The 12,301-nt window shown below is 74.6% G+C and carries 11 protein-coding genes; 3 read left to right on the top strand and 8 right to left on the bottom strand.

The features are described 5' to 3' along the window. Positions 1-90: 90 nt before the first annotated feature. The 5 genes from AB0947_RS12265 to AB0947_RS12245 are packed head-to-tail and all read right to left on the bottom strand — an operon-like array spanning position 91 to position 5,632. The gene (locus AB0947_RS12265) at positions 91-888 is read right to left on the bottom strand and encodes a type III pantothenate kinase (protein ID WP_171154041.1); all 798 of its coding nucleotides are present in this window, start codon (positions 886-888) and stop codon (positions 91-93) included. Positions 889-893: 5 nt separating this feature from the next. Further along, complete coding sequence (gene nadC, locus AB0947_RS12260) at positions 894-1,871, bottom strand: carboxylating nicotinate-nucleotide diphosphorylase (RefSeq protein WP_366750265.1); 978 nt, start codon at positions 1,869-1,871, stop codon at positions 894-896. 28 nt (positions 1,872-1,899) lie between these two features. Continuing rightward, positions 1,900-3,597, bottom strand: a complete 1,698-nt coding sequence (locus tag AB0947_RS12255; RefSeq protein ID WP_366750263.1) for an L-aspartate oxidase — start codon at positions 3,595-3,597, stop codon at positions 1,900-1,902. Further along, a complete protein-coding gene (panC, locus tag AB0947_RS12250) occupies positions 3,594-4,586 on the bottom strand; it encodes a pantoate--beta-alanine ligase (protein WP_366750262.1) in 993 nt (330 codons plus the stop codon). Before panC ends, AB0947_RS12255 begins: the two co-directional genes overlap by 4 nt. After that, entirely contained in the window at positions 4,583-5,632 is a 1,050-nt protein-coding gene (locus AB0947_RS12245; protein ID WP_366750260.1) for a DUF2520 domain-containing protein, read from the bottom strand. Before AB0947_RS12245 ends, panC begins: the two co-directional genes overlap by 4 nt. Positions 5,633-5,817: 185 nt before the next feature. Here AB0947_RS12245 and AB0947_RS12240 point away from each other — a divergent pair, with 185 nt between their 5' ends. After that, positions 5,818-6,990 (top strand): beta-eliminating lyase-related protein, encoded by a 1,173-nt coding sequence (locus AB0947_RS12240; protein ID WP_366750259.1) that lies wholly within the window; start codon positions 5,818-5,820, stop codon positions 6,988-6,990. On the opposite strand, the gene AB0947_RS12235 is transcribed toward AB0947_RS12240, so the two are convergent. Then, a complete protein-coding gene (locus AB0947_RS12235) occupies positions 6,987-7,193 on the bottom strand; it encodes a hypothetical protein (RefSeq protein ID WP_366750258.1) in 207 nt (68 codons plus the stop codon). The genes AB0947_RS12240 and AB0947_RS12235 overlap by 4 nt on opposite strands. A 162-nt stretch (positions 7,194-7,355) precedes the next feature. On the opposite strand from AB0947_RS12235, the gene AB0947_RS12230 reads away from it, so the two are divergent. Further along, positions 7,356-8,459 carry a DUF5937 family protein gene (locus tag AB0947_RS12230; protein ID WP_366750257.1) on the top strand — a complete coding sequence of 368 codons (1,104 nt, stop codon included), beginning with the start codon at positions 7,356-7,358 and terminating at the stop codon, positions 8,457-8,459. A gap of 629 nt (positions 8,460-9,088) precedes the next feature. On the opposite strand, the gene AB0947_RS12225 is transcribed toward AB0947_RS12230, so the two are convergent. Next, on the bottom strand, positions 9,089-9,760 hold the full coding sequence (locus AB0947_RS12225) for a response regulator transcription factor (protein ID WP_366750256.1): 672 nt from the start codon (positions 9,758-9,760) through the stop codon (positions 9,089-9,091). Positions 9,761-9,791: 31 nt separating this feature from the next. Beyond that, positions 9,792-10,997: a sensor histidine kinase gene (locus AB0947_RS12220; RefSeq protein ID WP_366750255.1), complete on the bottom strand. Its 1,206-nt coding sequence runs from the start codon at positions 10,995-10,997 to the stop codon at positions 9,792-9,794. 247 nt (positions 10,998-11,244) lie between these two features. Between AB0947_RS12220 and AB0947_RS12215 the strand changes: the two genes are divergently transcribed. Next, positions 11,245-12,297 (top strand): SAM-dependent methyltransferase, encoded by a 1,053-nt coding sequence (locus tag AB0947_RS12215; protein WP_366750312.1) that lies wholly within the window; start codon positions 11,245-11,247, stop codon positions 12,295-12,297. Positions 12,298-12,301: the final 4 nt, after the last annotated feature.

Below are 12,301 nucleotides of genomic sequence, written 5' to 3'. Positions count from 1 at the left end.
CGTGTCGCTCCGGCTTCCTCCATCCGGTGCCACGCGCGGCGGGGGGCCCTCACGGAACGGCCCGGCACCCGGTCGGGCGCCGGGCCGTTCTCACAGCCGTGAGACGTTGCGTTCGTAGACCAGGCGGAGGCCCATCAGGGTCAGCCACGGCTGGTGCTCGTCGATCACCGAGGACTCGCCCAGCACCATCGGCGCCAGTCCGCCCGTGGCGATCACCGTCACGTCCTCCGGGTCGTCCGCCAGCTCCCGGGCCATCCGGCTGACGACCCCGTCGACCTGCCCGGCGAAGCCGTACACGATGCCCGCCTGCATCGCCTCGACCGTGTTCTTGCCGATCACGCTGCGCGGCCGGGCCACCTCGATCTTCCGCAGCTGCGCGCCCTTGACGCCGAGCGCCTCCACGGAGATCTCGATACCGGGCGCGATCACCCCGCCGACGTACTCCCCGCGCGCGGAGACCGCGTCGAAGGTCGTCGCCGTGCCGAAGTCCACGACGATCGCGGGACCGCCGTACAGGTCGACGGCCGCGACGGCGTTGATGATCCGGTCGGCGCCGACCTCCTTGGGGTTGTCGGTGAGGATCGGCACGCCCGTCTTCACGCCCGGCTCGACCAGGACGGCGGGCACGTCGCCGTAGTACCGCCGGGTGACCTCGCGCAGTTCGTGCAGCACCGACGGGACGGTCGCACAGATGGCGATGCCGTCGATGCCGTCGCCCAGCTCCTCGCCGAGCAGCGGGTGCATGCCCATCAGGCCCTGGAGCAGCACCGCCAGCTCGTCCGCCGTGCGGCGCGCGTCCGTGGAGATGCGCCAGTGCTCGACGATGTCCTCACCGTCGAACAGGCCGAGGACGGTGTGCGTGTTGCCGACGTCGATCGTGAGGAGCATCGCCGTTACTCCGCCTCGCGCAGGTCCAGGCCGATGTCCAGGATCGGCGAGGAGTGGGTCAGCGCGCCGACGGCGAGGAAGTCCACGCCGGTCTCGGCGTACGCGCGCGCGCCCGCGAGCGTCAGCCGCCCGGACGCCTCCAGCAGCGCCCGCCCGCCGACGATGCCGACGGCCTCCTCGCACTCGCCGGGCGTGAAGTTGTCCAGCAGGATCAGGTCGGCGCCCGCGTCCACGACCTCGCGCAGCTGGTGCAGGGTGTCGACCTCGACCTCGATCGGCACGTCCGGGAAGGCCTCCCGTACGGCCTTGAAGGCCTGCGCGACACCGCCGGCGGCGACCACGTGGTTGTCCTTCACCAGGGCCGCGTCGGACAGCGACATGCGGTGGTTGACGCCCCCGCCGCAGCGGACGGCGAACTTCTCCAGCGAGCGCAGGCCCGGCGTCGTCTTGCGGGTGTCGCGCACGCGCGCCTTGGTGCCCTCCAGCGCGTCCGCCCACGCGCGCGTGGCGGTCGCGATGCCGGACAGCCGGCACAGGATGTTCAGCGCGCTGCGCTCGGCGGTGAGCAGGTCACGCGTGCGCGTGGTGACCGACAGCAGCTTCTGCCCGGCCACGACCCGGTCGCCGTCCTCCACGTGCCGCTCGACCTCGAACTCGTCCGTGCACACCACGGAGAGCACGGCCTCGGCGACCCGGAGACCGGCCACGACGCCCGCCTCGCGCGCGGTGAAGTCGGCGGTGGCGACCGCGTCCTCCGGGATGGTCGACACGGTCGTCACGTCCACACCGCCGTCCAGGTCCTCCTGGATGGCGACGTTGGCGATGTCCTCGACCTCGATCGGGTCCAGTCCGGCGGCGGCCAGCAGTTCGGCGAGCGCGGGGTCGAGCCCGCACTCCAGGTACTCCTCGTCACCCTCGGCGCCGCAGGTGCAGCCGTCGCCGCAGCCGCCGTTCGAGGCGAGGGGAAGGTCGTCGGTGCTCACGTCTGTCACTGCTCCTGGGGCGCTGGTGTTACCGGACAGGGGGGAAGTCTGCGGTGTCGGTGGTGCGTACGGCCAGCGACCGGTCCGGATTGAGCCGTACGACGATGTGGCGCCGCCAGTTCGCGTCGTCGCGCCCGGCGCGGTCCTCGCGCCAGTGGCAGCCGCGGGTCTCCTCGCGCAGCCGGGCGGCGGCGACCAGGACCCGGGCCACGCACAGGAGGTTGGTGGCCTCCCAGGTGTCCACGCCGGGCTCGGCGGTCTTGCCGTTCTCCTCCAGCGCGTCCCGGGCCTCGGAGTGCAGCCTCTGGAGCTGGTCCGCGGCCCTGGCGAGGGACTCCTCCGAGCGCAGCACGCCCGCGCCCTCGGTCATGGTCCGCTGGATGGCGAACCGGGTCTCGGGGGTGAGCAGCGGGTGGGCCGGCTTCGCGGGCTCCGGGACCGGTACGGGCACGCGCGCGTCCAGGCCGTCCGCCGCACGGGCGGCGGCGATGTCGGCGGCGATCCGCTCGGCGTAGACGAGGCCTTCGAGGAGGGAGTTGGAGGCGAGCCGGTTGGCGCCGTGCACGCCGGTGCAGGCGACCTCGCCGCAGGCGTACAGGCCCGGGACCGTGGTGCGTCCCCGCGCGTCGGTGCGGACGCCGCCGGAGGCGTAGTGGGCGGCCGGGGCGATCGGGATGGGCTCGGTGACCGGGTCGATGCCGTTGGCGCGGCAGGCGGCCAGGATGGTCGGGAAGCGGTGCTCCCACATCGCGGCGCCGAAGTGCCGGGCGTCGAGGTACATGTGCTCGGCGCCCCGCTCCAGCATCCGCCGCAGGATGCCCTTGGCGACGATGTCCCGGGGCGCCAGCTCGGCCAGTTCGTGCTGGCCCACCATGAAGCGCACGCCGTCCCCGTCGACCAGGTGCGCGCCCTCGCCGCGCACCGCCTCGGAGACGAGCGGCTGCTGGCCCTCGGCGTCCGCGCCGAGGAACAGCACGGTCGGGTGGAACTGCACGAACTCCAGGTCGCTGACCTCGGCGCCCGCGCGCAGCGCCAGCGCCACGCCGTCGCCGGTCGACACGGACGGGTTGGTGGTCGCCGAGAACACCTGTCCCATGCCGCCGGTCGCGAGGACCACGGCGGGCGCGTGCACGGCGCCCACGCCGTCGTGCTGGCCCTCGCCCATCACGTGCAGGGTGACCCCGGCCGTGCGGCCCTCGGCGTCCGTCAGCAGGTCGAGGACCAGCGCGTTCTCGATGGTGCGCAGCCCGCGCGCGCGTACGGCCTCCACGAGCGCCCGGGAGACCTCCGCGCCGGTCGCGTCGCCGCCCGCGTGCGCGATCCGGCGCCGGTGGTGGCCGCCCTCGCGGGTGAGGTGGATGTCGCCCTCGTCGTCGGTGTCGAAGTGGGCGCCGGTGGAGATGAGCCGCCGGACGGCGTCGGGGCCCTCGGTGACGAGGATGCGCACGGCCTCCTCGTCGCACAGGCCCGCGCCGGCCACCAGGGTGTCGTCCAGGTGCTGCTCGGGGGTGTCGCCCTCGCCGAGGGCCGCGGCGATGCCGCCCTGCGCCCAGCGCGTGGAGCCGTCGTCGAGGCGGGCCTTGGTGACGACGACCGTGGTGAGCCCGGCGGCCTCGCAGCGCAGCGCAGCGGTCAGGCCGGCCACTCCGGAGCCGACGACGACCACGTCCGCGGAGATGCTCCACCCGGGGGCGGGTGCGTGCAGTCGTATGCCTGTGCTGGTCACGAGGCGGCTCCGAAGGTGAGAGGGAGATTGTCGATCAGCCGGGTCGTGCCGACCCGGGCCGCGACGGCGAGAACGGCCTCGCCGGTGAAGTCGTCGCCGATCTCGGTGAAGTCGGAGGGGTCGACCAGGGCCAGGTAGTCCAGCCGGAGGGGCGGTTCGAGGCGGGCGGCCTCGTCCAGGACCTGGCGGGCGGCGGCGCGGACGGCCGCCGGGCCGCCGGGCGCGGCGGTGGCCACCGCGTGCGCGTCGGCCGCCGCGCGGGACTCCCCTATGGCGCTCAGCGCCTCGGCACGCGCGTGCGTGGAGGGCACTTCCCGGGCCCGCGCGCGCAGCGCTTCCTGTGCCGCGTGCCGGTCCCGGCCGGCGAACAGCGCGCGGGACAACGCGAGGGCGGTACGGCGCTCGTACACCGAGAGGTAGCGGTTGCGGCTGGACAGCGCGAGTCCGTCCTCCTCGCGGACGGTCGGTACGGCGACGATCTCGACGCCGAAGTTGAGGTCCCGCACCATGCGCCGGATCAGGGCGAGCTGCTGGGCGTCCTTCTGGCCGAACAGGGCAGCGTCGGGGCGGGTGAGGTGCAGCAGCTTGGCGACGACGGTGAGCATCCCGTCGAAGTGCCCGGGCCGCGAGGCACCCTCCAGGCGCCCGCCCATGGGGCCCGCGGAGACGCGCACCTGGGGTTCGCCGCCCGGGTAGACCTCGTCCACGGAGGGCGCGAACACGGCGTCCGCACCCGCCCGCCCGGCGAGCTCGAGATCCGCGTCCAGGGTGCGCGGGTAGCGGTCCAGGTCCTCGCCCGCGCCGAACTGCAACGGGTTGACGAAGACCGTGACGACGACCTCGCCGCCGGGGCCGGCGGCCTCCCGCGCGGCGCGGATGAGCGTCGCGTGGCCCTCGTGCAGGGCGCCCATGGTCATCACGACGGCGCGGCGGCCGTGGCGCACACGCGCGTGCAGCTCGTCGGCGGTGCTCAGCAGGGCGGTGCTCATCGGTCGTTCCCCTCGGTGCCGGTCGTGCCGTCGGAGCCGTCCGGGCCGTCCGGGCCGTCCGGGCCGCCGGAGCCGTTCGGGCCGCCGGTTCCCTCGCCGTCCTGGTCTCCTCGGCCTTCCTGTCCTCCCTGGCCTCGGCTTTCGCCCCCGTCGGCTAGTACCCCGAGGAGGTCCTCGGCGAGTTCCGGCTTCAGCAGGCCGTGGGCGAGCGCGCGGTCGGCCGTCGCGCGGGCCATCGCCAGATAGCCCGCCACGGTCTGCGGGGCGTGCTCGCGCAACTCGGTGACGTGCGCGGCGACCGTACCGGCGTCCCCGCGCGCGACCGGGCCGGTCAGGGCGGCGTCACCGAAGCGCAGGGCGTTGTCCAGGGCGGCCCCGAGCAGGGGGCCGAGCATCCGGTCGGGTGCCGCCACACCGGCGGTGCGCAGCAGTTCCATGGACTGGGCCACCAGGGTCACCAGGTGGTTGGCGCCGAGCGCGAGGGCCGCGTGGTAGAGCGGGCGGTTCCGCTCGCTGATCCACTCCGGTTCCCCGCCCATCTCGATCACCAGGGCCTCGGCGGCCAGCCGCAGCTCCTCGGGCGCGGTGACGCCGAAGGAGCAGCCCGCGAGCCGCTGGACGTCGACCGGCGTGCCGGTGAAGGTCATCGCCGGGTGCAGGGCCAGCGGCAGCGCGCCCGCGCGCAGGGCGGGGTCGAGCACCTTCGCGCCGTACCGGCCGGAGGTGTGCACCAGCAGTTGTCCCGGCCGCACCGCGCCGGTCTCGGCGAGGCCGGCGACCAGGCCGGGCAGGACGTCGTCGGGGACCGTGAGCAGCACCAGGTCGGCGCGCTGGAGCACCTCGGCGGGCGGCACCAGCGGGACGTCCGGGAGCATGGTCTCGGCGCGCCTGCGGGAGGCGTCGGAGACTCCGGAGACGGCCACCGGGCGGTGCCCGGCGAGCTGGAGGGACGCGGCCAGCGCGGGGCCCACGCGACCGGCGCCGACGACGCCGACGGTGAGCCGCGCGGGGCGGTCCCTGAGGTCTGGTTGGTGGACTGTACTCACGCGACGGCGGCCTTCCCGTTCCAGTCCGCTCTGGGTACCGGACGATTTCTCGTCATGTTAACGCTATCGGGTGGGGCGGCGGCCGGTTGTCCACAGGCTGTGGGTTTCACCACGTCCCCCTCCCGCTCTTCCCCGCGGGAAAACCGGGCTGCCGCGCGGGCGCCGCGCGAGGCATGATCCACGGCATGACTGATGTGGCTGAGCAGGACGACGAACGGTCGGCGGAGGAACGCTCGCGGGAGCGGCGCAGGGCCGCCCAGCGGGGGGCGCGGCGCATCCTGGCGCACGCGACCCCCCGGGACTCCATCCGCGAACGGCTCGCGCAGCTCCAGGAAGCGGGCGCCGAGGTGTACGACCTGGACGAGCCCGGGGACGTCTACGGCGACCGGATCGTGGCCGCCCTGGAGGAGCGGGTCGCCGCGCTGCTCGGCACCGAGGCCGCCGCGTTCTTCCCGACGGGCACCATGGCCCAGCAGGTGGCCCTGCGCTGCTGGGCGGCCCGCACCGGGAACCCGGCGGTGGCCCTGCACCCGCTGGCCCACCCGGAAGTCCATGAGCGGCAGGCGTTCAGCCAGGTCAGCGGGTTGCGTCCGGTCAGGGTGGGCGGGGAGCGGCGGCTGCCCACGGCGGCCGAGATACGCGACCTCGAAGAGCCCTTCGGCGCGCTGATGCTGGAGCTGCCCCTGCGGGACGCCGGTTTCGTGCTGCCCACCTGGGAGGAGCTGACCGAGACCGTCGCGGCGGCGCGGGAGCGTGACGCGGTGGTGCACTTCGACGGCGCGCGCCTGTGGGAGTGCACCGAGCACTTCGGGCGCCCCCTGGCGGAGATCGCCGGCCTCGCCGACAGCGTCTACGTCTCGTTCTACAAGTCCGTCGGCGGCTTCGGCGGCGCCGCGCTCGCCGGTCCGAGGACGCTGGTGGAGGAGGCGAAGACCTGGCGGCACCGGTACGGCGGCACGGTCTTCCAGCAGTTCCCGACCGTGCTGTCCGCGCTCGTCGGCCTGGACCGCGAAGCGCCCCGGCTGCCCGAGTACGTGCGGCACGCGCGCGTGGTGGCCGCCGCGCTGCGCGAAGGCTTCGCGGCGGCCGGGGTGCCCTGGGCCCGTGTCCACCCGGAGGAGCCGCACACCCACCAGTTCCAGGTCTGGCTGCCGTACGAACCGGAGGTGGCCGCCGAGGCGTCGCTCCTTCAGGCCGAGGAGACCTCGGTGATGCTGTTCGCGAACGTCTGGAACACCGGCGGGCCCGGCCTCGCGTTCACGGAGGTCGGCGTCCAGGCCGCGGGGCTGGAGTGGACGGCGGACGACGTCCGCGCGGCCGTGCGGGACTTCGTGGACCGCCTGCCCGGCAGGGCCTAGAGGGCGCGGGGGCGCGCCCGGCGGGCCAGGGCGCGCCGGAGCCGCCCGTGCGCCGGGCGTCCGGCGATGACCGCGCGGAAGCGCCGGTGGTCGCGCACCTCGCGGAGGAGGCCGAGGTCGTGGCGGCCCGGCGCGGGCGGCCCGGGCTCGCCGTGCAGACGGGCGCGGTAGCTGTCGAGGAGGTACTGCTGGGTGATGCTCATGGCTGATCGCCTTCTCGTGACGTGGCTGACCGGTGACCGACCGGGCGCCGCGGCGGCCCCGGCGCACTCGACGCTGCCCCTGAGCGGCGTGGATGTCCCGTGGATTGACGGTTGCCGTCAATCCACGGGGGCGCTGTCAGTGGCCCGGTGCACCATGGGGCCATGAGCGTGACCATCGACATCACCGGACTGCCTCTGGAGAGGGTCTCCGTCGTGCCCTCCCCGCTGGCGGAACTGGGGATGGCGCTGCACGCGCTGAGCGAGCCCGGGCACCACCCGGAGCTGCGGGGCTGGGCGGCCGCCGTCTCCTCCCGGCTGGAGCCCTGCCTGGCCGACCGGCTGTGCGAGGCGGACTTCCTGTGGCGCACGACGTTCTCGGACGTCTTCGCCCCGTTCGCCGGCCTCCCCGGCGGACGCGCGCTCCCCGGCGCGACGCTCGCCGAAGAGCTGGACCAGCTGGACGAACTGACGGACCAGCAGTTCGTCAACGCCGCCCTGGAGTTCACCTGCCAGCTCCGCTACGACGTCCAGGAGCCCGGTCCGCTCGAGGACCCGGAGCTGCGCCGCCGCTCCCTGGAACTGGCCGCCGCGCGCGGTGCCGTACAGGAGCGGTTCACGCGCCGCCTGCTGACCGACCCGCCGGCCGTGCGCGCCTGGTTCCGCCGGCTGATGCTCGACTGCGACGAGGCCTTCTTCGCCGACACCTGGGCCCGTGTCCAGCCCCAGCTGGCCGCCGACGCCCGGCACCGGACCGAGCTGCTGCGCCGCAAGGGACTCGGCGAGGCCCTCGCGTCCCTGTCCGGGGCCGTCTCGCTGGACGAGGAGGCCGGACTCGTCACGGTCGACAAGCTGCTGGTGGGCCGCGCCGCCACTGGCGACGGCGGCCTGGTGCTGGTGCCGACCAGTCTCGGCTGGCCGCACGTGATGGTCCTGCACCGGTACGGCTGGCAGCCCTCGATCACCTACCCCGCGAGCGGTACCCGGCCGCAGGCGCCCTCCGTCGAACAGCTCACGCGCCGGCTGGAGGCCCTGGCCCACCCGGTGCGGATGCGGCTGTGCCGGCACCTGGCGCGCGCCCCGCACACCACGAGCGAACTGGCCGACGCGCACGGCATGTCGGCGCCCGAGATATCCCGGCACCTGACGGTGCTGAAGAAGGCGGGCCTGATCACCGACTGCCGCCGCGGCCGGTACGTCCAGCACCAGCTGGACCTGACTGCGGTGGCCCGACTGGGCAGCGACTTCATCGAAGGCGTCCTGCGCTGACCAAGCGGGGCCCGGCCGGGCGGCCCTTGCTGAGGAAACGTAGCCCGGGGCCGGGCGGCCCTTGCTGAGCAAGCGGGGCCCCGAGGTCGGGCGACCCCTGCCGAGCAAGCCGGGCCAAGGCTGACGGCTCACCCGGGCAAGCGGGGCCCAGGGCCTGGCGGCCGATGCTGAGGAAGCGGGGCCCGAGGCTGACGGCCCACGTCGAGGGAGTCGAGGCTGACGGCTAACGCGAGCAAGTCGGACCCGAGGCCGGGCGGCCCACGCCTAGCAAGCCGAGCCAGGGGCCGGGCGGCCCTCGCTGAGCAAGCCGGGCCGGGGCTGACAGCCCACGCCAAGCAAGCACAGCCCAAGGCCGGGCGGCCCACGCCGAGCGAGCCGGGCCCAAGCTGACCGCCCACGCCGGGCAAGCCAGGCTCAAGGCTGACGGCCCACGCTGAGGAAGCCGCACCCAAGCCCAGCGGCCCACGCTGAGGAGGCCGGGCCCAAAACCAGCCGCCCACGCTGAGTACCCCGGGCCCGAAACCAGCTGCCCCCACCGAGCAAGCCCGCCCAAGACCAAGCCGCCCCCGCCCAGCAAGCCCGCCCAAGACCAGCCGCCCCCGCCCAGCAAGCCGGCCGAGTCGTGAGCGTCAGCCGTGGCCGCCGGCGCGTACCAGCCCCGTCTCGTACGCCAGCACGACCACCTGTACCCGGTCGCGCAGGCCGAGCTTGGTCAGGATGCGGCCCACATGGGTCTTCACGGTCGCCTCGCTCAGCACCAGCCGGGCCGCGATCTCGCCGTTGGACAGGCCCTGCGCCACCAGCACCATGACCTCGCGTTCCCGCTCGGTGAGCCGTTCCAGCTCCTTGTGCTGGGGCTCCTTGCCGGCGGAGGGCAGCATCGGCGCGAAGCGGTCCAGCAGGCGCCGGGTGGTGGAGGGCGCCACGACCGCGTCGCCGCTGTGCACAGCACGGATGGCGGCGAGGAGATCACCGGGCGGCACGTCCTTGAGCATGAAACCGGAGGCGCCCGCCTTCAGCCCGGAGAAGGCGTACTCGTCCAGGTCGAACGTGGTCAGGATGAGGACCTTGGGCGCGTCCGGCTCCGCGCAGATCCGCCGGGTGGCCTCCACACCGTCCAGCTTCGGCATCCGGACGTCCATGAGGACGACGTCGACGGCGGTCGACCGCACCACCTGGATGGCCTCGACGCCGTCGCCCGCCTCGGCGACGACCTCCATGTCCGGCTGGGCGGCGAGCACCATCCGGAACCCGGTGCGCAGCAGCACCTGGTCGTCGACGAGCATCACGCGGATCGTCATCGGGCTTCTTCCGTTCGGGATCAGGGGTCGGTCAGTGCGCCGGTTTGAGCGGCAGCAGGGCGCTGATGCGGAATCCTCCGCCCGGGCGCGGGCCGGCGTCCAGGGTGCCGCCGACCATGCCGACGCGCTCGCGCATGCCGATCAGGCCGTGGCCCTGTCCGTCGGCGCCGCCCTCCTCGTACAGCTCGTGCGGGGCGCCCTTGCCGTCGTCCTCGACCAGCAGGCCGAGACCGTCGTCGAAGTAGACCAGGCGGACGCTCGCGCCCGCGTGGGGCCCCCCGTGCTTGCGGGTGTTGGTCAGCGCCTCCTGCACGATGCGGTACGCGGTCAGCTCCACGCCGCTGGGCAGTGGCCGCGGGGTGCCCTCCACCTTGAAGTCGACCGGGAGGCCGGAGCTGCGGCACTGCTCGATGAGGTCGTCGATCTGCTCGACGTCGGGCTGGGGGACGTACTCCCCGCTCTCCTGGTGCTCGCCGGTGCGCAGCACGCCCAGCAGGCGGCGCATCTCGGCCAGGGCCTGACGGCCGGTGGAGGAGATCGTCTCCAGGGCCTTCCTGGCCTGGTCGGGGGCGGTGTCCATGACGTAGGCGGCGCCGTCGGCCTGCACCACCATCACCGACACGTTGTGCGCGACGACGTCGTGCAGCTCGCGCGCGATCCGGGCGCGCTCGGCGGCGACCGCGACCTTCGCCTGCGCCTCGCGCTCCTTCTCCAGGCGGGCCGCGCGCTCCTCCAGCTGGGCGAAGTAGGCCCGCCGGGTGCGCATGGAGTCGCCGAGGACCCAGGCGAGGGCGAAGGGCACCGTCTGGAAGACCGCTATGGCCGCCTGCCCGAGGAGGCTGCTGTCCGCGGCCGGCCAGCGGATCTGGGCTACGGCCGCCGCGCAGAGGCTGACGGCGAGCGCCAGCCGGGAGGCCCAGCGCGCGCCGACCGTCGCGACCGTGTAGGTGATCACCAGCATGGCGAAGTCGGCGACGGTCGTCTCGATGTCCAGGACGAGTTGCACCAGCCCGGTCACGAGGGCGAGCAGCAGCATCGGCTCCGGCAGACGGCGGCGCAGCGCCACGACCACGCACAGGACGGTGGACACGGCCATCCCGCCCGGGATCGTCCCGTGGTGACCCCGCACCCCGTCGAGATTGACCACGCTCAGCGCGGACAGCCCGAACAGGACGACGGCCCAGAAGGAGTCGACCCAGACCGGGTGGCGGCGGAGGAAGTCGTAGAGGCGCTGCACGTAACCCAGAGTAGGGAAACCAGATGCGTGCAGGGGTCAACCGGAGGACCGATCCGTGCCCGGTGCGCGTACTCCCCAAGGTGGATGCCGTGATCAACGATGTGCCTAGTCTGGTGCCGTGACGGATGGGACGACGGCGGCGGGTCCCCGCCACGGCAGCGAGGGCTCCCGCCACGGCGGCGAGCGCTCCCGCCACGGCGGCGCGGACCGCGCCCCGCGCGGCTGGCGCGCGGCGGCCGGGGCGGCCCTGTACGGGCCCGGCGGCTTCTACCGGCGCCCGGAGGGCCCGGCGGGTCACTTCCGCACGTCGGTGCACGCCTCCCCGCTGTTCGCGCGGGCCGTGGCCCGGCTGCTGTGCCGGGTCGACGCGGCGCTCGGGCAGCCCCCGGTGCTGGACTTCGTCGACCTGGGCGCCGGGCGGGGGGAGCTGGTCGGCGGGGTGCTCGCCGCGCTGCCGGCCGACGTGGCCGCACGCGCGCGTGCGTACGCCGTCGAGATCGCCGACCGCCCGGCCGGCCTGGACGAACGGATCACCTGGCTGGGCGAACTCCCGGAGGCGGTCACCGGGCTGCTGTTCGCCAACGAGTGGCTGGACAACGTGCCCGTGGACGTCGTGGAGGTGGACTCCTCGGGCGTGCCCCGGCTGGTGCTCGTCGCGGAGGACGGCTCCGAGCGGCTCGGGGAGCCCGTGACGGGCGCGCCGGCCGACTGGCTCGCCCGCTGGTGGCCGCTGCCGGCCGGGCCGGGGCTGCGGGCGGAGGTCGGGCTGCCCCGGGACCTGGCCTGGGCGTCGGCCGTGGACCGGGTGGAGCGGGGGCTCGCGGTGGCCGTGGACTACGCGCACACCGTCGACACGCGCCCCCCGTTCGGCACCCTCACCGGCTTCCGCGAGGGTCGTCAGACGGTGCCCGTCCCGGACGGCTCCTGTGACATCACGGCCCATGTGGCCCTGGACGCGTGCGCGGCGGCGGCCGGTACGGTCCGCGCGCCCTCCGGTACCGCCCACACGCCCTCCGGTACGGCGCGCACCCCCTCCGCTGCCGCGCCGGCGCGGGAGCTTCCCGGCGCGCGTCTGCTCACGCAACGCGCCGCTCTGCGCGCCCTCGACATCACCGGCGCACGCCCCCCGCTCGCGCTCGCCTCCGCGGACCCCGCCGCCTATGTGCGCGCCCTCGCGACCGCCGGTGAGGCGGCCGAGCTGACGGCACCGGGCGGCCTCGGCGACTTCGGCTGGCTGCTCCAGCCGGTCGGCATCCCGGACCCGCTGGAACCGGACCCGCGGGACGCGCCCGGACGGTGAGGCC

The organism is Streptomyces sp. NPDC047841, from assembly GCF_040704085.1.
In the GTDB taxonomy this organism is placed as follows: domain Bacteria; phylum Actinomycetota; class Actinomycetes; order Streptomycetales; family Streptomycetaceae; genus Streptomyces; species Streptomyces argyrophylli.
Note: the sequence above shows the minus strand (reverse complement) of the source record. Positions and strands in the feature narration are given on the sequence as shown.